Origin of the sequence: Paenibacillus sp. JMULE4 (genome assembly GCF_013337105.1) — a bacterium.
Lineage (GTDB): Bacteria > Bacillota > Bacilli > Paenibacillales > NBRC-103111 > Paenibacillus_G > Paenibacillus_G naphthalenovorans.
On sequence record NZ_SGWF01000014.1, the window covers coordinates 1 to 24196 of the forward strand.

At 51.1% G+C, this 24196-nt stretch carries 21 protein-coding genes and 1 pseudogene; 8 read left to right on the forward strand and 14 right to left on the reverse strand.

Annotated features, from left to right (window positions below; translation table 11 throughout):
• Together EXW96_RS12870 and EXW96_RS12875 are read right to left on the reverse strand one after the other, a co-directional pair.
• Positions 1-233: pseudogene (locus tag EXW96_RS12870) on the reverse strand (hypothetical protein); the annotation flags it as partial.
• 131 nt (positions 234-364) lie between these two features.
• On the reverse strand, positions 365-1366 hold the full coding sequence (locus EXW96_RS12875) for an MBL fold metallo-hydrolase (RefSeq protein ID WP_174350407.1): 1002 nt from the start codon (positions 1364-1366) through the stop codon (positions 365-367).
• Between the two features lie 266 nt (positions 1367-1632).
• Here EXW96_RS12875 and EXW96_RS12880 point away from each other — a divergent pair, with 266 nt between their 5' ends.
• Genes EXW96_RS12880 through EXW96_RS12905 form a run of 6 tightly spaced genes read left to right on the forward strand, consistent with a single transcriptional unit; the run spans position 1633 to position 7208 of the window.
• The gene (locus EXW96_RS12880; protein WP_254611176.1) at positions 1633-2502 is read left to right on the forward strand and encodes a transposase; all 870 of its coding nucleotides are present in this window, start codon (positions 1633-1635) and stop codon (positions 2500-2502) included.
• A gap of 46 nt (positions 2503-2548) precedes the next feature.
• Positions 2549-3055 carry a hypothetical protein gene (locus EXW96_RS12885; protein WP_054820364.1) on the forward strand — a complete coding sequence of 169 codons (507 nt, stop codon included), beginning with the start codon at positions 2549-2551 and terminating at the stop codon, positions 3053-3055.
• Position 3056: 1 nt separating this feature from the next.
• Complete coding sequence (locus EXW96_RS12890) at positions 3057-4655, forward strand: spore germination protein (protein WP_174350697.1); 1599 nt, start codon at positions 3057-3059, stop codon at positions 4653-4655.
• Between the two features lie 16 nt (positions 4656-4671).
• Positions 4672-5856, forward strand: coding sequence for a Ger(x)C family spore germination protein (locus EXW96_RS12895; RefSeq protein WP_174350698.1), 1185 nt, complete (start codon positions 4672-4674; stop codon positions 5854-5856).
• Between the two features lie 6 nt (positions 5857-5862).
• On the forward strand, positions 5863-6111 hold the full coding sequence (locus EXW96_RS12900) for a hypothetical protein (RefSeq protein WP_137670516.1): 249 nt from the start codon (positions 5863-5865) through the stop codon (positions 6109-6111).
• Between the two features lie 5 nt (positions 6112-6116).
• A complete protein-coding gene (locus EXW96_RS12905; RefSeq protein ID WP_137670515.1) occupies positions 6117-7208 on the forward strand; it encodes a GerAB/ArcD/ProY family transporter in 1092 nt (363 codons plus the stop codon).
• 160 nt (positions 7209-7368) lie between these two features.
• Here the strand turns inward: EXW96_RS12905 and pyrE are convergent, their stop codons facing one another.
• From pyrE to pyrR, 7 genes are all read right to left on the reverse strand, one after another.
• Positions 7369-8010, reverse strand: a complete 642-nt coding sequence (pyrE, locus tag EXW96_RS12910; protein ID WP_269465279.1) for an orotate phosphoribosyltransferase — start codon at positions 8008-8010, stop codon at positions 7369-7371.
• 57 nt (positions 8011-8067) lie between these two features.
• Positions 8068-8784 carry an orotidine-5'-phosphate decarboxylase gene (gene pyrF / locus EXW96_RS12915; RefSeq protein ID WP_054818084.1) on the reverse strand — a complete coding sequence of 239 codons (717 nt, stop codon included), beginning with the start codon at positions 8782-8784 and terminating at the stop codon, positions 8068-8070.
• Positions 8785-8888: 104 nt separating this feature from the next.
• A complete protein-coding gene (gene carB, locus EXW96_RS12920; RefSeq protein ID WP_174350699.1) occupies positions 8889-12104 on the reverse strand; it encodes a carbamoyl-phosphate synthase large subunit in 3216 nt (1071 codons plus the stop codon).
• The gene (locus EXW96_RS12925; RefSeq protein ID WP_174350700.1) at positions 12091-13269 is read right to left on the reverse strand and encodes a carbamoyl phosphate synthase small subunit; all 1179 of its coding nucleotides are present in this window, start codon (positions 13267-13269) and stop codon (positions 12091-12093) included. Before EXW96_RS12925 ends, carB begins: the two co-directional genes overlap by 14 nt.
• Before the next feature lie 56 nt (positions 13270-13325).
• The gene (locus EXW96_RS12930; protein WP_062407697.1) at positions 13326-14609 is read right to left on the reverse strand and encodes a dihydroorotase; all 1284 of its coding nucleotides are present in this window, start codon (positions 14607-14609) and stop codon (positions 13326-13328) included.
• Between the two features lie 23 nt (positions 14610-14632).
• A complete protein-coding gene (locus EXW96_RS12935; RefSeq protein ID WP_074729668.1) occupies positions 14633-15538 on the reverse strand; it encodes an aspartate carbamoyltransferase catalytic subunit in 906 nt (301 codons plus the stop codon).
• Positions 15535-16101 (reverse strand): bifunctional pyr operon transcriptional regulator/uracil phosphoribosyltransferase PyrR, encoded by a 567-nt coding sequence (gene pyrR / locus EXW96_RS12940; protein ID WP_054818103.1) that lies wholly within the window; start codon positions 16099-16101, stop codon positions 15535-15537. Before pyrR ends, EXW96_RS12935 begins: the two co-directional genes overlap by 4 nt.
• 414 nt (positions 16102-16515) lie before the next feature.
• Here pyrR and dapD point away from each other — a divergent pair, with 414 nt between their 5' ends.
• Both dapD and EXW96_RS12950 read left to right on the forward strand, forming a co-directional pair.
• Positions 16516-17229, forward strand: coding sequence for a 2,3,4,5-tetrahydropyridine-2,6-dicarboxylate N-acetyltransferase (dapD, locus tag EXW96_RS12945; protein WP_062407693.1), 714 nt, complete (start codon positions 16516-16518; stop codon positions 17227-17229).
• A gap of 95 nt (positions 17230-17324) precedes the next feature.
• Positions 17325-18473, forward strand: coding sequence for an N-acetyldiaminopimelate deacetylase (locus EXW96_RS12950; RefSeq protein ID WP_174350701.1), 1149 nt, complete (start codon positions 17325-17327; stop codon positions 18471-18473).
• Between the two features lie 46 nt (positions 18474-18519).
• Here the strand turns inward: EXW96_RS12950 and EXW96_RS12955 are convergent, their stop codons facing one another.
• The 5 genes from EXW96_RS12955 to EXW96_RS12975 all read right to left on the reverse strand — a co-directional run bounded on the left by EXW96_RS12955 (position 18520) and on the right by EXW96_RS12975 (position 24096).
• On the reverse strand, positions 18520-19503 hold the full coding sequence (locus tag EXW96_RS12955; RefSeq protein ID WP_174350702.1) for a siderophore ABC transporter substrate-binding protein: 984 nt from the start codon (positions 19501-19503) through the stop codon (positions 18520-18522).
• 108 nt (positions 19504-19611) lie between these two features.
• On the reverse strand, positions 19612-20370 hold the full coding sequence (locus EXW96_RS12960; RefSeq protein ID WP_174350703.1) for an iron ABC transporter ATP-binding protein: 759 nt from the start codon (positions 20368-20370) through the stop codon (positions 19612-19614).
• Positions 20364-21314: an iron chelate uptake ABC transporter family permease subunit gene (locus tag EXW96_RS12965; RefSeq protein WP_062407689.1), complete on the reverse strand. Its 951-nt coding sequence runs from the start codon at positions 21312-21314 to the stop codon at positions 20364-20366. The genes EXW96_RS12960 and EXW96_RS12965 overlap by 7 nt, the downstream gene beginning before the upstream one ends.
• Positions 21304-22257: an ABC transporter permease gene (locus EXW96_RS12970; protein ID WP_062407687.1), complete on the reverse strand. Its 954-nt coding sequence runs from the start codon at positions 22255-22257 to the stop codon at positions 21304-21306. The genes EXW96_RS12965 and EXW96_RS12970 overlap by 11 nt, the downstream gene beginning before the upstream one ends.
• A 273-nt stretch (positions 22258-22530) precedes the next feature.
• The gene (locus EXW96_RS12975; RefSeq protein WP_062407685.1) at positions 22531-24096 is read right to left on the reverse strand and encodes an AraC family transcriptional regulator; all 1566 of its coding nucleotides are present in this window, start codon (positions 24094-24096) and stop codon (positions 22531-22533) included.
• Positions 24097-24196: the final 100 nt, after the last annotated feature.

Here is a 24196-nt window from a genome sequence, read left to right on the forward strand (position 1 = left end):
AACGGCTGCAGTTCCCTGCTTTTGAGCTGAGCAACGATGGAGGTCAGGATCGGCACAATGTTGGTAATTCCCCGGCTGCCTACCGTTATTCCAATGGTTGAACCGGGAGCCGGAGACTGTTGGCCTGGCGGAAACAGCCGGTCTACGGCTTGCTCCACCGCCGCCTCCAAATCGCCAAGCTGCGATCGGGCAAACTTCTGCTTAATCCGATAAACTGAAGGATAATCACTCATAATATGGCAGGGCCCCCTATATAGTCAACTATACAACCATTATATTCCATAGGGGGAAGAAGTAAAATACCCGGATTGCTTCTGTTTTTGATGCCGACCGACCGTACGGACTAATCTGCCTTCTCGCTGGTTCATGCCATAGGACTCAACAGGTTCATCTTGGATTTTTCAAGCGAAAATACAACGACACCGTCACGGCCCAATTCGCAGGTGACCAAGCCTTCTTCTCTTAAATAGATCAAGTGGGCAAGGGTTTCCTGAAGCGCAAAGAGCAGCTGCAAAGGATCCGCATTGCCGGAAAGATGGGCAAACAGCTTGCCGCTTACCTCTTGAGCCGTGCAGGGCCGTTCCAGCATCGGCAATATTTCCCGTAGCCGGTCTTCGTGATGGCGGATCAATTCCTTGGCTCTTTGGTTCCCGTTATTAAAAATATACCGGTGTCCAGGGAGCACCGTATCCATCGGATAAGATTGAATCTTATGCAAGGAGTGGATAAACGCCTTCAATGGATTCGCGTTAAATCCGGGGAAATAGCCCACATTAGGCGTGATTTTAGGCAAAAGCAAATCCCCCGCCAATACCGTTTTGCTCCGGGCGGAATAAAAAATCATATGGCCGTCCGCATGTCCCGGCGTGTGTATCGCTGTATATTCCTCATTGCACCACTGAAACGTGGCCCCTTCTTCAAAGGTCGTAAACTCAGGAAAAGGACTTACATATTTAGTGAATTGTTCTAAATAATCATAAATCTTTTTCCGCTCTTCCGTTCGCATGCCGTGTCTCAGGGCATAGTCAGTAAAGCGTTCCGATTCCTGCTTTTGAATCCATAAATGCTGGACCATCCTTTGGCCTTCCGCCGAGATTTTGACGGGCGCTCCCGTATATTCCTGCAGCCAACCCGCCAATCCCATATGATCCGGATGAAAATGCGTCAGTACAATCTCAACGATATCCCGCGGGGCAATATGGAGTTGACGAAGCGCGGTTTTCCAAGCCGATTTGGCTTCTTCCGTATGAAAGCCCGTATCGATCAGATGCCAGCCCAGCGGGGACTCCGCGAGGTAACAATTCACTGTTTTTAAGGGAACCGGAATCGGTATTTCAACCAGATAAAAACCATTGTATAGGTTCATTTCATCACCATGCTCCTTATTTTTAAACTACGGCGGCATGAATAACTAACAGGATCTTCCTAACGGTTTGTCGAAGTAATTACGGTCAAAATTTCCAAAGGAGTTGACCCGCATTGCTTTCCAAAAACCGTCTGCGTCCACAACGGAGAATATACTTTAGACCTGAACATAAGAATTGTCCTCACTGCCAACAGAAATTACGTCGTTCACATACAGCATGGAATAAGAAAATCGCCACATTGAAAGAAGTCGTTCACGTTTGGAGCATGGCCTACCATTGCGAAAATCCAGATTGCCCGAAGCCAGGTGTATACTACAAATCGGCGGAAGCAGAAGCAATAAGCATGAAGCATTCTCCTTACGGCTTCGACGTTGTTTGCCTAGTTGGTGAACTTCGCTTCAAACGGCATATGACCCGCAAGGAGATTGCGGATGAATTGAACGCGAGAGGTGTTCAGACATCCGAACGGAGCGCACAAAATCTGTATGAACGGTATCAAACATTGCTTGCTGCTAGTCTTACTGAACATACGAAGAAAGTGCTGGCTGAAGTCACAGAACAAAACGGCGGTATTATCTTGTCTATGGATGGCGTCCAGCCAGAGAAAGGCAATGAGACACTTTATGTAATTCGTGAAGTATTCAGCGGTACTGTCTTAATAGCAAAAAACATGAAAAGTGGTTCATCTGCCGAGTTACAAACGCTCATCCAACCGATCATCGAGCAAGGCTATCCGATCGTCGGTATTGTTAGTGATGGACAGCAATCCATTCGTCTAGCGATGGAGACGCTTTTGCCCGATGTGCCTTATCAATATTGCCAGTACCATTATTTAAAAGACATCGCGAAACCGGTTGTTGATGTCGATCGAAAGTTAAAGACCGAGCTCAAGAAAAGCATGCGCGGCATTCGTGAAGTCGAGCGGAAAATCGAACAGTCGGATTCACAAGAAGCAAGCATCGCGAAGGGTTACGTTGCTGCCGTACGTGCATTGCTCTTGGAAGACGGAAATCCTCCATTAGATTTACCCGGTATGCGTATCTATGAACAGGCCCAAGCCATTCAAGCGTCCCTTCAAAAATGCTTGGATAAAAAAGGGGGCCACCCTACTTCAAAACGTTTTCAGAATATTTAGTAAAGTCGATTCCCTTCAGCAACAATACGAGAAAGTCGCTCGCTGGATGAAGCCAATCCGTCACATTGCAGAAATCCTTGAACCCAGCATGGATAAGACAAGCAAGACAGTTGAATGGGAAATGACAAAGCTGTTGGATTGGGTTCGGCTTTCCTATACCGAAGAGAATGATCTGGAAATGGTTAACAATCTCCTTAGTTACAGCAAGGGATTCTGGAAGGGACTCTTCACTTGCTACGATCATTATCATGTGCCAAGAACGAACAACGATCTGGAACGCTTCTTCCGAGCTACGAAGACACGACACCGTCGGATGACCGGGCTACGCAACTGGAACGAATACATCTTACGGAATGGTGAGATGGTTGTGCTCGTTGATGATGGACTTAAACAGGAAAACCTAATCGCCCGTTTAAGGATGGTCGACTACACAAGCTACAAGAAACAGAAAGAAAAATGGAATAACCGGTTGAGCGATAGTGTTATGCGCAAACGGTTTAAACGCGATCCACAAAATTATCTTAAAAATTTAGAAAACCAATGGCTCAAATAACATGTATGTTATTCATGCCGCCGTAGAAAAAAAAACGTTCTTGAATCGTCTGCTGCGTTCTGATCGGCAACAGTCTGCAAATGCCGGATTGCAAGACAAAGATCCGAAAACCCAAACCGGATTTTCCGAACATCTGGACGAAAACCTTCAACTGCTTCAGAGCATTTATGCGAATTGTTCCGACGTCATTTTTCACGACTTTTTCATTGGCGATCAAACCAAAGCCGTGCTTATTTACATCGAAGGTCTTACTCATGTCGAAGAGGTCGATCAGCATGTACTCGCGCCGCTCCAGCAGGAATTCCCTCTGGAGCATACCCTTTCGAACATTCGAAAGAAAATTGCCGTCTCATCCATCAAACCTGTGAAAACCGTCGCTGATGCCATTGAAGAAATATCCGGCGGGAATCCCGTCCTGCTCATGGATCGGGAAGGCCAAGGATTGTCGGTCGGATTGTCCAAGTGGGATAAACGTTCAATTGAAGAGCCTACGGCCGAGTCGGTTTTACGGGGACCAAGAGAAGGATTCATCGAATCGCTAAGGACCAATACGACTTTGCTGCGGCGGAAAGTAAGAAGTCCGAATTTGAAAATCAAAGCGATGAACATCGGAACCTATTCCGTAACGCCGATCGCCATTGCCTATATCGAGGGAATTGCAGCTCCCGCATTAGTCGAGGAAATGATGAGCCGGTTACGGCGGATTGAGATCGACGGCATGTTGGCAAGCGTGTATATCGAGGAATTTATTGAAGACAATCCTTATTCCCCTTTCCCTCAGCTTCTTTCGACGGAACGGCCTGATGTGGCAAGCGCCTACTTGCTGGAAGGGCATGTCGCCGTCTTGGTCGACGGAACCCCCAGTGTGCTGGTCGCTCCGGTGACGTTTTTATCCATGCTGCAATCACCTGAAGATTATTATGAGCGATACGTTGTGGGTACGGCGATCCGTTGGCTGCGTTATTTGTTTTTTTCCATCTCTTTGCTGGGGCCATCCATTTACGTCGCCGTCATTACGTTTCACCAGGAAATGATTCCGCCCTCCCTTCTGTTAACCATGGTGAAATCGCGTGAACAAGTACCGTTTCCCGCTATTGCGGAGGCCTTGCTGATGGAATCCATGTTTGAAGCGCTGCGGGAGGCCGGCGCCAGACTCCCCAAGCAGATCGGTACAGCCGTCAGCATTGTCGGGGCGCTTGTCATCGGTCAAGCGGCTATTGCAGCCGGAATCGTCTCCGCTCCGATGGTGATGGTTGTGGCCATCACGGGGATCGCTTCATTTATGGCTCCCCGGTTCACCGTTGGAATTGCCGTCAGGCTGCTTCGTTTCCCCATGATGTTCCTTGCAGGGTTCCTGGGAGTCCTTGGTGTGATCCTGGGGGTGATTGTCATTTTGAATCATCTTCTCACTCTTCGTTCTTTTGGGGTGCCTTATTTGTCGCCTCTGGCTCCGTTTAAAGGTCGCGATTTAAAAGATGTCCTTTGGCGGGCTCCGCGTTGGATGATGAACACGCGCCAGCACTTGACCGGAGAATGGAACGAATATCGGCAGCCCCCCGGGCAACGGCCAAATCCAGCCAAAGGGGATGAAGAGGGATAATCGGAAGGGGATTTTCATGCGTACAACAAAACGAAAAAGCGTTTTTGTCCTCTTTTTCCTTTCTATTCATGCACTATGGCTTTCCGGCTGTTGGGACCGTACGGAAGTGAACAATTTGGCGATCATTACAGCTGTCGGTTTGGATTGGACGGAAGATCGCCAATTGGAGCTGTCTGTCAAAATATATCTTACGTCACCTTCATCTTCTCAACAGATGAGAGGGTTCTCCGCCGATAGCGGGGGGACCGGACTGTCGATCGTACGATCGGTGAAAGGACTGACCATGGCGGCTTCGGTTGCCCAATTGCAGCAAGTGCTCACCCGCAAAGTGTTTTGGGGGCAGGCCGAGGTGCTCATTATTGGGGAAAGATTGGCGAAAGAAGGACTTGCCGAACCGATGGAATTTTTTACGCGTCACCCCTCTCCGAGGGAACGCATACAAGTATTCATCAGCAAAGGGTCGGCGAAAGATGTGCTGCAGCTTGACCCCCCTATTGAACGCTCAATTGCCAAAGGGCTGCGGTCAATGGCCGAGTCGCGAATCGGACTGAATATCACGATGAAAGATCTGATGCAAATGATGGCCGGCAGAGCCAGGGCGGCCGTCATTCCATTGGTGGAAATCAAACCGAAACAAGGAATGCAGGAGGCGTTCCCGTTTCTGAATGGAACGGGCATATTAAAAAACGGGAAAATGGTCGGGCGTATGAACGACAGCACAACCCGGGGGATCTTGTGGCTGAGAAACGAAATAAAAAGGGCTACCACGACCATTTCCCCGAAAAACGCCAAAGGCTATGTTTCCTTCCAACTGCTGAGGAGCCATACGGAATTGGTTCCGCATATTCATGGGGACGACTGGAGCATCACCGTCCGAATTGACACCCAGGACGACATCATTGAAAATACAACGGGCCTGGATCTTGCCGATCCAAAGTATATCAAAGAGCTGGAAACCGAATTGGCGACCGGTATTGAGCATCGTGTGCACATGGCCCTGACACAAGCGCAGAAAGAAATGAAAGCCGACATATTCGGTTTTGCCGATGCTTTTTACCGCAATTATCCAAAAGAATGGAATCGAAACAAGAATCGCTGGGACGACATCTACCCAAATCTGAAAGTCATGCTGGAGACGGAGCCTAAAATATACAGACCGGGAATGACAGGCAAAAACATTTTCAAGTCGAAACAGGAGTGAGAAAAAATGGAATGGGTGAAGGTCTTGGGAATCGCAGCGGTTTTGGTTTGTATGACCCTGTATGAATGGCCAAGGATGAAAAGGCAAATGAAAAAAGAAAAAACCGCCTTTGCCGCACTAACCGTTTTGGGAGGAATTCTGGCTTGTTTGCTCGTTTTCTATCCGGAAACGCCAGGGCCCACACAATGCATTGACGCCATGTACAAACCGCTGGTAAACGTTGTAGAGAAATGGACTATGGAAAGGAGCGGATGAGAAGGATGCCCGAAAAAACGAGAATTTCCCCCTTACAATTGGGAATGATGATGTATTTGGCCACCACCCCTACCGCGATTCTCACCGCCCCCACGATTACGTACAAATTTGCGAAACAGGATCTGTGGATTTCCCCGATATGGGCTTTTAGCGGGTTGATTGCCGTTTATGTCGCGCTGCGGCTCCATAACATGTATCCCGGCCTAAATATTAGCCAAGCAAGCGAACGCATCGTCACCCGGTTCCTCGGAAAAATCATAGGGATCCTGTTCTCGTTCTTTTATTTGTATCTCAACGGAATTATCGTACGGGAATACGGCGAATTCGTGGTCAGCGCATTCCTGCTCAACACCCCGCTCATCGTGGTGTCGGGCAGCATGGTTCTGGTATGTGCCATAACCGTACGCGGAGGCGTGGAAATTGTGGGAAGGTTTTCCGAGCTCTTGCTTCCCGTTTTTATCGCCTTTTTTTTACTCATCATTGTTCCGATCATTCCTGATCTGCGTTTTTCAAACATGTTTCCGATCATGGGAGAAGGGATCAGGCCTTCGATCGAGGGGGCTTTCGTCCTGCAAACCTGGTTTGCCGAATTGATCACTGTATCGTTTTTTCTTCCTTATGTAGCTGATCAAAGAAAGGCGAAAACAAGCATCTCGATTACCTTTTTAATAATCATACTGACACTGGTTGTGTCCAATCTGTCGACCCTGCTCCTTCTGGGGGATTTAACAGGCAGTTTTACTTATCCCTTTCTGATCCTTGCGAGGTACATTGACCTGGCCGAGTTTCTCACCCATTTGGAATCGCTGTACATGGCCATTTGGGTGTTGGGCGCGTTTGTGAAAATCTGTGTATTTTTTTATGTGGCCGTTCTTGTCACCTCCCAATGGATGAACCTGTCCGATTATCGACCGCTTGTGTTCCCGTTAGGCTTTCTGTTAGTTTTGTTGAGCATGTGGGTAGCACCCAATTTTCAGGAATTGACGCATGCGATAGCCACGTCCGTAACCCTTTCTGTTTTGACTATGTTCGTGATCGTTCCCTGGCTGCTGTTCTGCATGGCATGGGTGAGAAATCGATTGTTGTCCTGGAGGTAACCCCCCATACCTGACACCGTAAAGATGACGCCCATGCTGCGCACATACTAAACAAGCTGACGCCGGTTATATACCGACGTCAGCTCGCTGCCCAGGTATTTTTCAATGTCCACTACACTAATAAGGGCTTAAAACAGCTGGGTCACCTGGAGTTTTATGCTTATTTCCCGTATTCCGCAGGATTGCTCCGCCATGCTTTAAGCGCCTGCAGGTCCTGCTCCCGGATGCTGCCCGCCTTCAGCGCAACGTCCAGCAGCGTCGTATAATTCGTCAGTGTTTCAAAAGGAATGCCGGCACCTTCGAAGGCTTCTTTTGCCTTGTCGAATTGGTAGGAGAAAATGCCAAGCACGCCAAGCGCCTGTGCCCCGGCGTCGTTCATGGCCAGCGCCACTTTCAGCGAGCTGCCGCCCGTGGAAATCAAATCCTCAATGACGACTGTTTTTTGACCCGGCTTAATGGAGCCTTCGATCAGATTTTCCTTGCCATGCCCCTTGGCCTTATCGCGGACATAAACCATCGGCAGATTCAGCTTCTGGGCCACCCAAGCGGCGTGAGGAATTCCTCCGGTCGCCGCTCCTGCAATGACTTCCACATCCGGGAAGTTGTCGCGGATCAGCGAAACGAATCCTTCTGCAATCCGCTCGCGAATTTCAGGGTAAGAAATCGTCAGGCGGTTGTCGCAATAGATCGGAGATTTCAGTCCCGATGTCCAGGTGAACGGCTGATTCGGACGGAGCGCTACGGCTCCGATCGCAAGCAGGTCCGAAGCAATACGTTCTGCCAGCTCATGGTTTGTACGAATGGGTTGCACGCTTAGATCATTCCTCTCCATTTGTTCTTTATATGGTCGGACTTCTCCCTATACGGAGGCCAGAATCGCTTCCAGCGCTCCTCTAGGGTCCGGCGACGCTGTGATCGGGCGACCGATAACGATGAAATCCGTTCCTTGCGCAAAGGCCTCTGCAGGCGTCATCACACGAGACTGATCTCCGATATCCGCGCCTGCAGGACGGATTCCGGGAGTAACGGTCATAAAATCGGGTCCGCATGTCTCTTTGATCCGAACCACTTCCAACGGGGAAGCCACGACTCCGTTCAAGCCGGCCGTCCGGGCCAGCTTGGCATAACGCAGGACGGCATCCTCCACCGTACCTGCGATACCGATCTCCTCATTCATCACCGCAAGGCTTGTGCTCGTCAATTGAGTCACCGCGATTACTGCGGGTCTGTTGCCCGCTTGAAGCCCTTTGTCTACCCCTTCCAACGCCGCTTCCATCATGGTCCTGCCGCCTGCCGCATGCACGTTGAACATGTCCACACCGAGCCTCGTAATGCTTTCCGCGCCGCCCTTGACCGTATTTGGAATATCGTGCATCTTGAGGTCCAAAAACACATGGTAGCCTTGATCCTTGAGCTTTTGGACAAAGGAAGGGCCTGCGCTGTAAAATAGCTGCATGCCCACCTTCATATAGCAAGGAATGCCGGCAAGCGAGCTCACCAGCGCTTCCGCCTGTTGGGCATGGGCATAATCGAGCGCAACCATGATTCGCTCTGCCTTATTCTTGTCAAACGCCATGTTCCCCGCCTCCTGTTCAAGAATGAAGCTGTTTTTTAGCCCAATCAAGGGATTAGCACAGCATCCCCGCAGTCAGCGGGACACTGTGCTAATTCCGGATGGTGTCAGGCTTGAGACACCGGCATAGCCGTGGATTGGAAGTAGATGGACTCCAGCACATGCAGCAGCGCGCTTACCGTATCAAGCGACGTCATACACACCACGCCGTTCTCTACCGCCTCGCGGCGGATACGGAATCCGTCGCGCTCCGGCGTTTTGCCTTTGGTCAGCGTGTTGACCACAAAGTGCGCTTCCCCGTTACGAATCAGATCCAGAATGTTCGGCGAGCCTTCGCTCAGCTTGTTCACACGGGTCACCTTCAGCCCGACCGCCTCAAGCGCCTTCGCGGTTCCGCCCGTAGCCACAATCCGATAGCCGAGCCGTTCGAAGGAGCGGAGGATGGCCGTTGCTTCTTCTTTATCCTTATCGGCGATCGTCGCAATAATCGCGCCGGTCGGCGGAACCTTCATGCCGGAGCCGATCAAGCCTTTATACAGGGCTTTGGCGAACGTTTTGTCACGGCCCATCACTTCACCGGTCGATTTCATTTCCGGTCCTAGCGTCGTGTCTACGCGGCGCAGCTTGGCAAAGGAGAACACCGGTACCTTCACCGATACATAATCATCCTCCGGCCACAATCCGGTTTGATAGCCCATATCGGCCAGCTTCTCGCCCATGATGACGCGAGTCGCCACGTTGGCCATCGGAATATTCGTTACTTTGCTCAAGAACGGCACCGTCCTCGAGGAACGCGGGTTAACCTCGATCACATAGACTTCGCCTTGATAGATGACGAACTGAATATTGACAAGCCCGACAACGTTTAAGCCTCTGGCAATCTTGGTGGTGATCTCGATAATTTTTTGCTTCAGCTCCTCGGAAACCGTCTGCGGAGGATATACCGCAATCGAGTCGCCCGAGTGAACGCCCGCTCTTTCGACATGCTCCATGATGCCTGGAATCAGTACGGTTTCTTTGTCGCAGATCGCGTCGACTTCTACTTCTTTGCCGAGCATGTACCGGTCGATCAGAACCGGATGCTCCGGATTGATTTTAACCGCATATTCCATATAGCTCAGCAGCTCTTCGTCGGAGTACACGATTTCCATTGCACGGCCGCCAAGCACATAGGACGGGCGCACGAGCACCGGATAACCGAATTTCGATGCCATGCCCACCGCCTGGTCGACGGAGGTTACCGTACCGCCGGGAGGCTGCGCGATCTCCAGCGAGCGCAGAAGCGCCTCGAACTTTTTGCGGTCTTCCGCCGCATCGATGCTTTCCAGATCGGTACCCAGAATGCGCACGCCGGCTTTGGCCAGCGGAGCAGCCAGGTTAATCGCGGTTTGACCGCCGAACTGAACGATCACGCCGATCGGCTGCTCGCGCTCGATCACGTTCATCACGTCTTCAAAGAACAACGGCTCAAAATACAGACGGTCGGAGGTATTAAAGTCCGTCGATACGGTTTCGGGATTGTTGTTAATGATGACCGCTTCATAGCCTGCTTTCTGGATCGCCCATACGGCATGCACGGTCGAGTAGTCGAACTCGATGCCTTGGCCGATCCGGATAGGACCGGAGCCCAGAACGACGACCTTTTGCTTCGTCGTCTCTTTCACTTCGTCTTCCGTTTCGTAGGTCGAGTAGTAGTAAGGTGTCGTCGCTTCGAACTCGGCCGCGCACGTATCCACCATCTTGTATACCGGCTTGATATTCAGGCCGAGACGGTAAGCGCGAACGTCCGCTTCCTTCGTCAGATTCAGTCCTTGGTCCGCCTGGCTTCTGATCTCCGCGATCGCGCGGTCCGTAAAGCCTTTGCGCTTCGCTTCGCGCAGCAGCTCTTCCGAAAGCTCAGGCTGCAGCAGCTCGGCTTCGAATTGGATCAAGCCTTCCAGCTTGTGCAGGAACCACCAGTCCACCTTCGTAAGATCATGCAGCTGCTGTACGGTGTAGCCGCGGCGCAGCGCCTCCGCGATCAGGAAGATACGCTCATCGTCGGGCTTCGCCAGGCGCTGATCCAGCACCTCTTTATCCAGCTTGTCGGTGTCCTTCAAATAAAGGCGGTGTACGCCGATTTCCAGGGAACGGATCGCTTTATGAATCGATTCTTCGAACGTCCGGCCAATCGCCATAACCTCACCCGTAGCTTTCATCTGCGTACCGAGCTTCCGGTTGGCCGACGTGAACTTATCGAACGGCCAGCGGGGGATTTTGGATACGATATAGTCGAGCGTCGGCTCAAAGCAAGCATAGGTTTGTCCCGTTACCGGGTTCACGATTTCGTCCAGCGTGTAGCCCACGGCAATTTTGGCCGCCATTTTGGCAATCGGATAGCCGGTCGCTTTGGACGCAAGCGCGGACGAGCGGCTAACCCGGGGATTGACTTCGATCACATAGTATTGATAGCTGTGCGGGTCAAGCGCAAACTGTACGTTGCATCCGCCTTCGATGTTCAGGGCGCGGATGATTTTTAGCGATGCCGAGCGGAGCATTTGGTACTCGCGGTCGGAGAGCGTTTGGCTCGGCGCCACGACGATGCTGTCGCCGGTATGTACGCCTACCGGGTCGAAGTTCTCCATGTTGCATACGACGATACAGTTGTCGTTCGCATCACGCATGACTTCATACTCCACTTCTTTCATGCCCGCGATGCTTTTCTCAATCAGACATTGGCCGATCGGGCTGTAGCGAATGCCGGAGGATACCGTCTCGACGAGTTCCTCCTCGTTCGCGCAAATTCCGCCGCCCGTACCGCCTAGCGTGTAGGCCGGACGTACGATGATCGGATAGCCGATATCGTTCGCGAAATCAACGGCTTCCTCCACGGTCGTAACAATCGTGCTGTCCGGCACCGGCTGTTCCAGCTCGCGCATCAGATCACGGAACAAGTCGCGGTCCTCGGCCTTCTCGATGGCCGTCAGCTGCGTTCCGAGCAGCTTTACGTTCTCGCGCTCCAGCACGCCTGCGCGCGCCAGCTCCACAGCCATGTTGAGGCCCGTTTGGCCGCCCAGCGTCGGCAGCAGGCCGTCCGGCCGCTCCTGACGAATGATTTGAGTGACAAAATCAAGCGTAATGGGTTCGATATATACTTTGTCGGCCATGTTGGTGTCGGTCATGATGGTGGCCGGGTTACTGTTGATAAGGACAACTTCATAGCCCTCTTCTTTCAGCGCCTGACAAGCCTGCGTACCGGCATAGTCGAACTCGGCCGCTTGTCCGATCACGATCGGCCCGGAGCCGATCACAAGTATTTTCTTGAGGTCATTATTTCTCGGCATAGTGCAGTTCTCCTTTCGATGCGGAAGCGGATTTGGCGCCGCCCGCCTGATAAGCCGCTGCAATTTGCGCCTGGCGCGGTACCGGCGGATGGTTCTTCTTATGTTCACGGATCATGTCCAGAAAATCGTCGAACAGATAGCTGGAGTCAAGCGGTCCGGGAGCCGCCTCCGGATGATACTGCACGGAGAAGACCGGATGCTTTTTATGACGCAGGCCTTCGATCGTACGGTCGTTGTTGTTGATATGCGTCACTTCCAGGTCCGTACCGCTGATGGAATCTTCCTTTACCGTATATCCATGGTTTTGTGAAGTAATGTAGCACCGGCCGGACTTCAAATCCTTAACCGGATGGTTCCCGCCGCGATGCCCGAACTTGAGCTTTTCGGTGTCGGCTCCGCTGGCCAGCGCGATGAGCTGATGACCCAGACAGATGCCGAAAATCGGAAACTGTCCGATCAGCTCGGAAATCATCTGGACGGCATGCGGTACATCCTTCGGATTTCCGGGGCCGTTGGACAGCATAATGCCGTCCGGCGCGAGGCGGCGGATTTGATCGGCTGTCGTGTCCTGCGGCACCACGACCACATCGCAGCCGCGCTTGGTCAGATCGCGCAGAATGCCGCTCTTCGAACCGAAGTCTACAAGCACGATACGTTCTTTCGTCCCCGGTGCGCTGTACACGCTTTTGGTGGACACGCGGGATACCTGATCGGTCATCAACGGTGCAGCTTTCAACTGCTCCAGCAGCTCTTCCACACGCTTGTTGGATGTCGTCAAAATGCCCTTCATTGCGCCATGATGACGGATACGGCGGGTCAGCATCCGCGTATCGATGCCGCTGATTCCGGGAATGCCGTATTCCTTAAGCAGGCTGTCGATCGTATATTCCGCTCTCCAGTTGCTCGGCACTGCCTCATGCTCACGGACGACAAATCCATGAACATACGGGCGAATCGATTCAAAATCGTCCCGCGTAATGCCGTAGTTGCCGATCAGCGGATAGGTCATCGTCACGATCTGTCCGCAATAGGACGGATCGGAAAGAACCTCTTGATATCCTGTAATCCCTGTATTAAAAACGACCTCGCCTACCGAGTCGCCGGTGCTTCCGAATGCTTTACCGGTAAACAGCGTACCGTCTTCCAACAACAATCTAGCCTGCATGTCTGGTCAACTCCTTCATTCTGCTGTGTTCGTAAGTACTTGTAAACCCATAAACCTCACTCCGACCAAACCACTTTGCCTTCCACCATGGTCATCGCCGGCCAGCCCTTAAGCTTCCAGCCGGTAAACGGGGTGTTGCGGCCCTTGGATTCAAATTCCGCAGGGTTCACTTCCTTCTCCGTCTCCAAATCGATCAGCGTCAGGTCCGCCGTCCGGCCGGCCTCCAATATGCCCCAAGGCAGTCCGAACACTTCCGCCGGAAGCCTGGTCATCTTGTCCACCAGGAACTGCAGCGTCCATTCGCCTGTCGCTACGAACTTCGTATAAAGAAGCGGAAAGGCTGTTTCAAAGCCGACGATACCGAACGGCGCCAGCTGCAGCCCGCGCGCCTTTTCTTCTTCGCTGTGCGGAGCGTGGTCGGTTACCACGATATCGATCGTACCGTCCACGAGGCCCTCGATACAAGCCCGCACGTCACGAGGCGTACGCAGCGGAGGATTCATCTTCCAATTGGCGTCCATGCTGTCCGGAATGTCTTCGTCGGAGAGCAGCAGATGGTGCGGACAAACCTCCGCCGTTACTTTGATGCCGATCTGCTTGGCTTGACGGATCAAGCGAACGGATTGCTCCGTGCTCACATGGCATACGTGGTAATGAACCCCTGTCGCTTCGGCCAGAAGAATATCGCGGCCCACATGAATGGCTTCCGATTCGTTCGGAATGCCCTTCAGCCCGTGCTTGCGAGCGAACGCTCCCTCGCTTACGGCCGCTCCCTCCACCAGGGTGTTGTCCTCGCAATGCGCGATGATCGGCATTCCGATCGAAGCCGCTTTGGCCATGGCGTCCTTCATCATCTGAGCGCTTTGTACCCCGACCCCGTCGTCGGTGAAGCCGATCGCGCCAGCCGCTTTCAGCGCTTCGAAATCCGTCAGCTCACGGCCCAGCTCATTTTTCGTGATGCAGGCATAAGGCAGTACGCGCACAACCCCTTCGGTTTCAGCCTTGTTCAGCACGTATTTCAGCGTTTCCACCGTGTCGGTCACCGGCCGCGTATTCGGCATGCAGGCAATGGTCGTAAAACCGCCCCGCGCCGCCGAACGCGTTCCTGTCGCAATCGTTTCTTTATACTCAAAGCCCGGTTCACGCAAATGCACGTGCATGTCGATCAGCCCGGGCGCGAGAAACTTGCCTTGCGCGTCGATGACCGTATGCCCTGAGGTGTCAGGCGCCGTACCTGCTTCTATGATGCGCTCAATTTGATTTCCTTCCACAAGAACATGCTTTGCCGCCAGTTCATTGCCGCCATTCAATACTGCAGCGTTCAGAATCCAGATTCCCATCGGTACCTCCGCATCGTGTATTTTCAACTTAAAGCCCGCTCGATCACAGCCATCCGAATCGGTACGCCGTGGCTCATTTGCGTGAAGATTTTCGATTTATCGCATTCGACCAGTTCGTCGTCGATTTCTACGTTCCGATTCACCGGAGCGGGGTGCATGATGATCGCATGCGGCGCCAGCTTGGCCGCCCGCTCCACAGTCAGCCCGTAAGCGGCGCGGTATTCTTCAGCCGATCGGAACAGAGAGCCTTCATGCCGTTCCAGCTGTACTCTGAGCATCATGACAACATCGGCCTTCAGCGCTTCCTCGATCGTGGTGTAAGGCGCATATTCCGCCAATTCGGCGGCCTGCATTTCTGCAGGAGCGCAGAAGCTTACTCTGGCCCCGAGCGTCCGGAGCGCCCACAGGTTCGAGCGCGCCACCCGGCTGTGCCGAATGTCTCCGATAATCGCTACATGAAGCCCGCTGATGTGGCCAAAATGTTTGCGTATCGTGTACAGGTCGAGCAGAGCCTGCGTCGGATGCTCGTTATTGCCGTCACCGGCATTGATCAGAGGCACTTTAATTTTCTGTGCCAGCTCGGCAAGAAGGCCGTTCGGCTTCATCCGGATCACGCCCGCGTCGATCCCCATCGACTCCAGGGTCCGCACCGTATCGTATATCGACTCGCCTTTTTGCACGCTGGAGACGGCGGCCGTGAAATTCAGCACTTCGGCTCCAAGCCGTTTTTCCGCTACTTCAAAGGAGAAGCGCGTTCTCGTGCTGTTCTCAAAAAACATATTGGCTACAAAGCGTCCCTGCAGATGGTTCGATACCTTCACCGGGTACTCCTCCCAGTAGGCCGCCCGGTCCAAAATGGACGTGAGCTCCGCAGCGCTTAGCCCCTTAGTGCCGAGAAGATGCTTATGCGTGTGTACCTGCAGTGTCATTCTTTTGGCCCCCTCTGCCCCGTAATTACGACTTGATCGATTCCATCCACTTCCTTCAGCTCCACATCGATGTTCTCCAGCCGGGAGGTGGGGATGTTCTTGCCGACATAGTCCGGCCGAATCGGAAGCTCCCTGTGTCCGCGGTCCACCAGCACCGCAAGCTGAATCATTTGCGGCCGGCCCAGATCCATCAGCGCATCCATCGCTGCTCTGACGGTCCGGCCCGTATATAGTACATCATCAAACAAAATCAGCTTTTTATTACGAATCTCCAGTTGATCCGGAACCGACTCCGCCGCCGCGGCATCCTCACCGCCGCCCGCCGCTTTGCTCCGGTCATCCCGGTACCTGGTCACGTCGACCTCGCCAACGGGAACGGGAACGCCCTCGATTTCACGAATTCGCTCAGCCACTCTGGCAGCCAAGTGTATTCCGCGCGTTCGAATCCCGATGAGCATGCAGTTCTCGAAGCCTTTGTTTCTTTCCAAAATCTCGTGAGCGATCCGCGTCAACGCCCGCCGAATGGCGGTCTCATCCATTAGCACATGCTCGGTCTGCTGCATCTGCAGGGCAACCTCCTCCACCTGAGCTTTTTGAAATCGGTCGTGAGACGAAAAAAACCTTGCCGATAAGGCAAGGTATATGCACAAGAACAGAACTCAGCCTCCGGATGCGGGTATACTTCACCCGAATTTATCTGCCGCAGCACGCTCCGGATAGACCGTTCATATTCATCGTTCACCTTGCCAGCCTCACGGGACTGAAATTAAAGGTGCTATTCAGTTAAAAAGAATTATCCCACGTTCGACATCGCTTGTCAATAGACCGCGAATCTTCGTTCCGAAGCATTCCCTAAAGATTGCGGGAAGCGGTCATTTTATGCTATAAAAGATGTAGTTCACTATCAACCCGAACTTTGGTGACGGATATCGCCCATCGTTCACGGTACTATACATAGAGGAGTTGGAAATGTAGCTATGTCGATTGAAATGAATACAGAAGAAGTTATTAATCTTATTAAAACGAGCAAGAAAAAGACCCCGGTTAAAGTATACTTGAAAGGCGACCTCGAGTCGATTTCCTTTGGCGAAAACGTTCAAACGTTTATTACAGGCAAAACCGGCGTCATCTTCGGAGACTGGGCGGAGATTCAAAGCGTGCTTGATGCGAATTCCTCCAAAATCGAGGATTATGTGGTCGAGAACGACCGCCGCAACTCGGCTGTACCGCTGCTGGACTTGAAGGGCATCAATGCCCGCATCGAGCCGGGCGCCGTGATCCGCGATATGGTCGGCATCGGCGATAACGCCATCATCATGATGGGCGCTGTGATCAACATCGGAGCTTCCATCGGCGCAGGCACGATGATCGACATGGGCGCCGTCATCGGCGGCCGCGTGAAAATCGGCAGCATGTGCCACATCGGCGCAGGCGCCGTCCTTGCCGGCGTCATCGAGCCGCCTTCTGCGCAGCCGGTTGTCATCGAGGATGACGTGCTGGTCGGCGCCAATGCCGTTATTCTCGAAGGCGTGCGCGTAGGCAAAGGCTCGGTTGTTGCCGCAGGCGCCGTCGTCGTAGAAGACGTTCCGGAATACAGCGTCGTTGCCGGTACGCCAGCCCGCGTCATCAAAAAGGTGGACGACAAAACGAAGTCCAAAACCGAAATTTTGAAGGATTTGCGCAATCTGTAAATCGGTCGAATTCAGGCTCGGCGTCGCGACGCCGGGTCTTTCTATTAGTATCAGCCTTTGTCAAGGTCCGCCAAAGTAAAGGAGGTTAACCCACCGTGAGCGTCACTGCCACTCCAAGCCGTTATGTGAAACTGCGCCGCGACCTGCATCAGATTCCCGAAACGGGCTTTCAAGAATTCAAGACGCAGCAGTACTTGCTTGACTATATCTCCACCCTTCCGCAGGAACATATTGAAATCCGCACGTGGAAGACAGGCGTCCTGGTCAATGTCCGGGGCACGCAGCCGCAAAAAAGGCTCGGCTACCGGGCAGATATGGACGGCCTGCCGATCCAGGAGGATACCGGCTACGATTTCCGTTCCAAGCACCCCGGCTACATGCACGCCTGCGGTCATGATCTGCACATGGCAATCGGACTCGGTATCCTGACGCATTTTGCAAGCCACCCCGGCCAAGACCATCTGACGTTTATCTTCCAGCCGGCTGAAGAGGGTCCCGGCGGCGCCAAACCGATGCTCGAAAGCGAGGAGCTGAAGGATTGGATGCCGGATGAAATTTTCGCTCTGCATATTGCACCCGAATATCCGGTGGGAACGATTGCCACAAAGCCCGGCATTCTGTTCGCCAACACCTCCGAGCTGTTCATCGATTTGACCGGCAAAGGAGGCCATGCGGCGTTTCCGCACAACGCCAACGACATGGTGATCGCCGCCTGCCAGCTGGTGGGTCAACTACAGACGGTCATCGCACGAAACGTGAATCCGTTGGATTCAGCGGTAATCACCATCGGCAAAATCGACGGCGGCACGAAGCAGAACATTATCGCCGAGAAGGCGCGTCTGGAAGGAACCATCCGTACGCTGTCGGCGGACACGATGACCCTGGTCAAGTCCCGCATCGAAGCCTTAGTCCATGGGTTGGAAACGGCATTTGCCTGTCAGGCTCATATCGACTACGGCTCCAATTACCTGCAGGTGTACAACGAGGAAAAGATCACCAGCGAGTTTATGCAGTGGGTACGCGAAACGCAGCAGTCTTATCACATCGACCTTATCGAGTGTAAAGAAGCCATGACCGGTGAAGATTTCGGTTATTTTCTGGAATCCATTCCCGGCTTCATGTTTTGGCTGGGCGTGGGCACGCCATACGGCCTGCATCATGCCAAGATCGAGCCTGATGAACGCTCGATCGATCTGGCTATCGGCCTCATGACTCGTTACCTGACCTGGAAATCGAATCGTTAAAATAAGGAAAAACCGAGAAGGGCCACGCCCCTCTCGGTTTTTTTCCTTATTTTAAGCCAGCTTCCACTTCTTTAGCCATTTCCGCTACCGATATTAACCCGCCGCCGGAAAGATACCAATAGTTAGGATCCAGATAAACGATCGTTCCGTTTTGGTAAGCTTTGGTCTTTTTCACCAGCTCATTTTCAATCACCTGCTTGGCCGGCGATTCGTTGCCGACAGCGGCATCCCGGTCAATCACAAACAGGTAGTCCGGATTTTTTTCAACGATAAATTCGAAGGAAATGCTTTGGCCGTGAGTGGAAACTTCAATATTTTTCTCCACAGGAGCAAACCCGAGCACATCATGAATAAGACCAAACCGGGAACCCGGTCCATAAGCGCTGACTTTCCCGCCGGTAACCAAAACGATTAAACCGTTTTTACCGCTTGCCGTTGCTTTTTCCTTGACATTATTGATCGTAGCGTCAATTTTGGCAAGCTCTTCCTCGACAGCGGAGGCTTTATCGAAAATCGATCCCAGCAACGTCATATTTTGCTTGAAGGACTCCATATATTTGGCATTATCCACGCCTGCAAAAATCGTTGGACCAATCTTCGACAGCTCTTGATAAGCCTCGGATTGTCTGCCGGAAATGATAATTAAGTCCGGACCAATCTGATTGATTTTTTCAAAGTCAGGCTCTTTCAAACTGCCTACATTCACATATTTTGCATCCTGATATTTGGACAGATAAGGAGGAATGTTCGCTTGAGGTACGCCTGTCACTTGAACCCCCAGCTTGTCTAAAGTATCTAAAGTGCCAAAGTCAAAAACAACGACTTTCTGAGGATTTTTCTTGACCTTGGTTTCGCCCAGCTGGTGCTTGATCGTCAATTCTTCATCAACCTTCGGTGCCGGGGCTCCATTGGAGCTGCCGTTAGAAAGGTTTGCAGCCGTATCGGTCGTTCCGCCGCCCGTCGTACCGCACGCGGTAAAAACAACGGCCAGCAGCACGGTCAAGAAAATCAAAGAAAGCTTTTTACTCATTCATGTCACTCTCCTAAACAAATGGTTTTATGAATTACATTGATGATGCTTCAACATGGGACTCATGATGAATACCACCAAAATAATGCCTGAAAAATACCGGATCGATTAAGCAAAATAAACACAAATTTTATTCTGGTTGATATCCTCTATGTGAATATCCATGTCATAGACTTCTTTCAATACCGACGGATGGATGATGTCATCCGTATCTCCCACTTTAACGACCTTCCCGTCTTTAAGAGCGACGATGTAGTCGGAATAGCAGGAGGCAAAATTGATGTCATGGATGACCAGAACAATGGTTTTGCCCAGTTCGTCTACCATTCTTCTCAACACTTTCATAATTTGAACGGAATGCTTCATATCCAGATTGTTCAGCGGTTCATCCAAAAGGATATATTCTGTATTTTGGGCGATGACCATCGCAATAAACGCCCTTTGCCTTTGCCCGCCGCTTAATTGATTAAGATATTTATGCTGTATATCCTCCAGCTCCATATAACGGATCGCCTCATCGACATACTCCAGATCCTCCTTGGACAGCTTTCCTTGGGAATAGGGGAAGCGTCCGAATGAAACCAATTCTCTGATCGTCAAACGGATATTGATATGGTTGGATTGTTTCAAGATCGATATTTTCTTGGCGAGCTCGCCGCTCTTCCAGCGGCCGATTTCCTGACCGTCAATGAAAATTTCTCCGCGATCCTTCGGAATCAGACGGCTGATCATGGACAAGACCGTGCTTTTTCCCGCTCCGTTAGGTCCGATTAAAGAAGTGATCCTCCCTTTGGGGATGCTGATACAAACATCGTCGACCACCGATTTATTGCCGTATTGTTTAGATACTTCCCTTACTTCTACCACGACTTATTCTCCTTCAATAGAAGATAAATAAAGTAAACGCCGCCTATGAAATTGATAATCACGCTTAACGTCGTAGAGAAGGTGAATACCCTCTCGACAATCAATTGACCTCCTGCCAAGGCAATCACGCTAACGAGAATGGAGCCTGAAATCAGATAGGTATGCCTGTACGTTTGTATAAATTGATGGACGATATTCACAACCAGCAAGCCCAGGAATGTGATCGGGCCGACTAAAGCAGTCGAAATGGAGATCAGCACGGCTACGATGATCAGCAGTCTTTTGACAACCAGATCGTAGGGAATCCCCAAATTGACGGCATGCTCTTTGCCCAGCGACAGTACATCCAGGAACTTGGCATATTTCATAAAATAAACGGCTGTCGCCAAGACCACCAGGAACGAGATCAAAAGAAGATCCGTATTGATATTATTGAAGCTGGCAAACATCCGGTCCTGCACCACCATAAACTCATTGGGATCGATGAGCATTTCCATGAATGACGAAAGGTTCGAAAATAGCGTCCCGAATATAAACCCGACCAGCAGCAAAAAATAGATGTGCTGCCCTTCTTTTCTGAACAGAAATTTATACAAGACTCCCGCAAACAGGATCATCGCCCCGACCGAGATGAGGAATTGAACGTTGCTGTTCATCATCGTGAGCGTCGTCGCGCCGAACAAATAAACCACAGAAGTTTGAACCAACAGATATAACGAATCCAACCCGATCATAGAAGGCGTCAATATCCGGTTGTTGGTGATCGTTTGAAATACCACCGTAGAAAAAGCGATGGCAGCGCCGGTCAGCATAATCGCAAGAATCTTTTTGAGCCTTCGGGGAAGGACATAATCCCAATTGGATCCGGCATCGATGAATAAATACAGGATTACTAACAGGACCGCAGCCATTGCCAGAAAACCAAGCTTGCCTCTATAAGCCATGTGCCTTTCTCCTCATGAGTAAATAAAGAAAAATACCGCTTCCGATCACGCCGACCGTAAGGCCTATGGAAATTTCATACGGATAAATAATGACCCGGCCGAGGATGTCGCAAAATAATACAAACACAGCTCCCAATAAAGCGGTATGAGAAAGGTTTTTTTTCAGATGATCTCCCTGATAAATCGTCACGATGTTAGGGATAATGAGACCCAGGAACGGTAACATGCCGACCGTAAGCAGCACGACAGAGGATACGGCCGCTACAATGATCAAGCCTATGTATACCACCTGTTTGTAATTCAGTCCCAAATTGACGGAAAATTCCTCACCCATCCCCGCAATCGTAAACCGGTTGGCGAACAAATAAGCGATGACCACCAACGGAACACTGATATACAACAGCTCATAGCGCCCCGTCATCATCATGGAAAAATCCCCGTGAAGCCATGTGGAAATACTTTGAATGAGATCATGCTTATAGGCAAAAAACGTAGTGATCGAGCCCAAAATATTTCCAAACATAAGGCCAACAAGAGGGATGAATATCGTATCCTTCATCTTCACTTTGTCTAAAATTTTCATGAACATCAGCGTTCCGAGCAGCGCAAAAACAAAAGCGACAAGCATCTTTTGCAAAGGAGTGGCTGAAGAAAAAATCAGCATGGACACCAGTATGCCTAATCGGGCCGCGTCCATCGTTCCGGCTGTCGTCGGGGATACGAATTTGTTTTGAGTCAGCTGCTGCATGATCAGACCAATGATGCTCATGCTGGCACCTGCGATAATAATACTTATTAACCGGGGCAGCCTGCTGTCCATCAGGATGTGGGCTTGGTCCTCGGATAAATGGAATATATCCAGGATCGAGATGTTCTTAACCCCGATAAATACGGATGTGACGGATAAGACGACGAGAGCGAGCAGTAAGTATCTTTTTTTCATAACGGTTCCTTACTCGATAAATTAGGATTACGCGCTTTAAAATCAATAAAGATAATCATTCTCAATTTGACCCCAAAAAAAATGATGCTGAGCGGTCACCGTCATCATGGAACGGCTGCCTATTGCAATTTTTCGCTGCCCTCCCTATAAAAGCATCATAACAAGCACGTATGCAATCGATGATTACAAGTGATAATGATTATCACTTTTTCCATTTTACATAAATTCTCCTCAACATGAATGGATATTTCTTATTTGGAGTATGGATTTTCCTCATTTCCCCGAGGTTAGCAGCAGTTGATTAACGGTTTGATCAAGCAAGCTTTCGTGCATGGAAGGATTGTACAACAAGGGTTCAACATAACGTATAAAAAGACAGTGCTTCTTCTTCCCGTTCCGTTTAAGCCGCCGCCATTCTTCCTCCAGCTTTGCACAGTAATCGTCTGAAGCCGTGGACGGCACCAGAAACAGGACATTATTGCAATCCAGCGACGCCACCTCGCCAAGCGTCATGACTTCATGAAAGTTGACCTTATTGGCCTGGGCAGGCGGCGTAACCTGCAGCTCGTCGTAAAACAGATCTCTCATTTTTTTGTGCTGCATACCAAACACGCGAAACTGTTCCTCGAACGAGCCGACCAATAAAAAGGGTTCGTCCCCCAACTGCCGGCGAATATGAAATTTTGCGTTTTCCACCTTCATATCAAAATAAGCCAGCCACCGCTCGGCAACGGTTGACAGACCCAGAATCCCGCTAATTTTCAGCAGCCGCTCCTTCCAGGACATCCCTTTCCAATGAAGCATGACGACCGGGGCGATTTTGCATAATCTCCGGTACAAATCTTCCGGTACGGGAGAGCAAAAAATAAGCTCAGGCCTGCAGCTTTCGATTTGGTGCAAATATTTCTCCGGGTGATCCGACCAGCCTCTTCTTAACGTTAGCTTCGGTGTAATACCAAGAACGGATAAGTCGCCCTGAAATACCGGAGATAAATTGGCAATGCGTATTTTGGCGCACGCGGCATATTCCGTCGGCGACATCCCCATATGCTTTTTAAACACCCTGCTAAAGTATAATTCATCGGAATATCCGACGGAGTGCGCCACTTCCATGACCGATGACGGCGTATTTGCCAGCAGGCATAGCGAGGCATTCAATCGGATCGTGGTCATGAATTTGTGCGGGGTGAGCCCTGTATGCCTCCTGAAAGACTGATAAAATCGATTGGGGCTTACCCCGGACAGACGGGCGATCTCTTCAATGTCCATCGGCGTATTATAGTGTTCAAGCATATACCGTTTGGTCTGTTCCACGTAATCGGTCAGAACGTCATCCACTGCCCCCGGCTTTTGAATATAGGTCATCAATGAGGAAACCATCGCGTATAAATGCGATTGCAGCTGGTAGAACAGCACCGGCTCATCGTCACCGCAGTCACTCATGAAATCTTGAATCCAATGGCGGATTTGCGGCATCCTAAAGCTGTATAAGTGAAATTCATCCGAAGGCCTGAAAGGTCGGGCCGATGGCGCCGGTATGGATAAGCGGCTCCAATCCCATTCAAACCGGATTATGATGACTTGGGAGGCCGCAGCTCCCCGATTCTCAATCGTACACTGGCAGTGCGGAGGAATGAAAAATAATTCCCCGCTCCACACTTTGCCTGACCGGCGTCTGCTCTCCGATTCCAGAGTCACCTTCAAGCTTTCCTGCATGACGAAGCCGAAAATTGATACATGATCGGCAGACAGCTCTATGCTTTGCAGACTGTCCAGTTTAAACTCCTCTGTCCCCATATAATGCAGAGAAGACTTACGAACAGGTTGTACAGGTCTCAAAGGCTTCACTCCTTGACAGTCAGAATGGCTTGATTCTTATGAAAATGATTATCATCTTCAATTATATCAAAAAAATACCCAGCAACAACACTCTTTCAGT

What these genes read in the sequence shown, in the direction of transcription:
- EXW96_RS12900 (WP_137670516.1), top strand. Translation starts at nt 5,863, where the DNA reads ATGGAATGGGTGAAGGTCTTGGGAATCGCAGCGGTTTTGGTTTGTATG.
- EXW96_RS12965 (WP_062407689.1), bottom strand. Translation starts at nt 21,314, where the DNA reads ATGGCTTATAGAGGCAAGCTTGGTTTTCTGGCAATGGCTGCGGTCCTG.
- EXW96_RS12885 (WP_054820364.1), top strand. Translation starts at nt 2,549, where the DNA reads ATGAAGCCAATCCGTCACATTGCAGAAATCCTTGAACCCAGCATGGAT.
- pyrR (WP_054818103.1), bottom strand. Translation starts at nt 16,101, where the DNA reads ATGCAGCAGACCGAGCATGTGCTAATGGATGAGACCGCCATTCGGCGG.
- EXW96_RS12955 (WP_174350702.1), bottom strand. Translation starts at nt 19,503, where the DNA reads ATGAGTAAAAAGCTTTCTTTGATTTTCTTGACCGTGCTGCTGGCCGTT.
- pyrF (WP_054818084.1), bottom strand. Translation starts at nt 8,784, where the DNA reads ATGGCGTTTGACAAGAATAAGGCAGAGCGAATCATGGTTGCGCTCGAT.
- EXW96_RS12890 (WP_174350697.1), top strand. Translation starts at nt 3,057, where the DNA reads ATGTATGTTATTCATGCCGCCGTAGAAAAAAAAACGTTCTTGAATCGT.
- EXW96_RS12970 (WP_062407687.1), bottom strand. Translation starts at nt 22,257, where the DNA reads ATGAAAAAAAGATACTTACTGCTCGCTCTCGTCGTCTTATCCGTCACA.
- EXW96_RS12880 (WP_254611176.1), top strand. Translation starts at nt 1,633, where the DNA reads ATGGCCTACCATTGCGAAAATCCAGATTGCCCGAAGCCAGGTGTATAC.
- EXW96_RS12935 (WP_074729668.1), bottom strand. Translation starts at nt 15,538, where the DNA reads ATGACACTGCAGGTACACACGCATAAGCATCTTCTCGGCACTAAGGGG.
- EXW96_RS12905 (WP_137670515.1), top strand. Translation starts at nt 6,117, where the DNA reads ATGCCCGAAAAAACGAGAATTTCCCCCTTACAATTGGGAATGATGATG.
- carB (WP_174350699.1), bottom strand. Translation starts at nt 12,104, where the DNA reads ATGCCGAGAAATAATGACCTCAAGAAAATACTTGTGATCGGCTCCGGG.
- dapD (WP_062407693.1), top strand. Translation starts at nt 16,516, where the DNA reads ATGTCGATTGAAATGAATACAGAAGAAGTTATTAATCTTATTAAAACG.
- EXW96_RS12930 (WP_062407697.1), bottom strand. Translation starts at nt 14,609, where the DNA reads ATGGGAATCTGGATTCTGAACGCTGCAGTATTGAATGGCGGCAATGAA.
- EXW96_RS12875 (WP_174350407.1), bottom strand. Translation starts at nt 1,366, where the DNA reads ATGAACCTATACAATGGTTTTTATCTGGTTGAAATACCGATTCCGGTT.
- EXW96_RS12895 (WP_174350698.1), top strand. Translation starts at nt 4,672, where the DNA reads ATGCGTACAACAAAACGAAAAAGCGTTTTTGTCCTCTTTTTCCTTTCT.
- EXW96_RS12925 (WP_174350700.1), bottom strand. Translation starts at nt 13,269, where the DNA reads ATGCAGGCTAGATTGTTGTTGGAAGACGGTACGCTGTTTACCGGTAAA.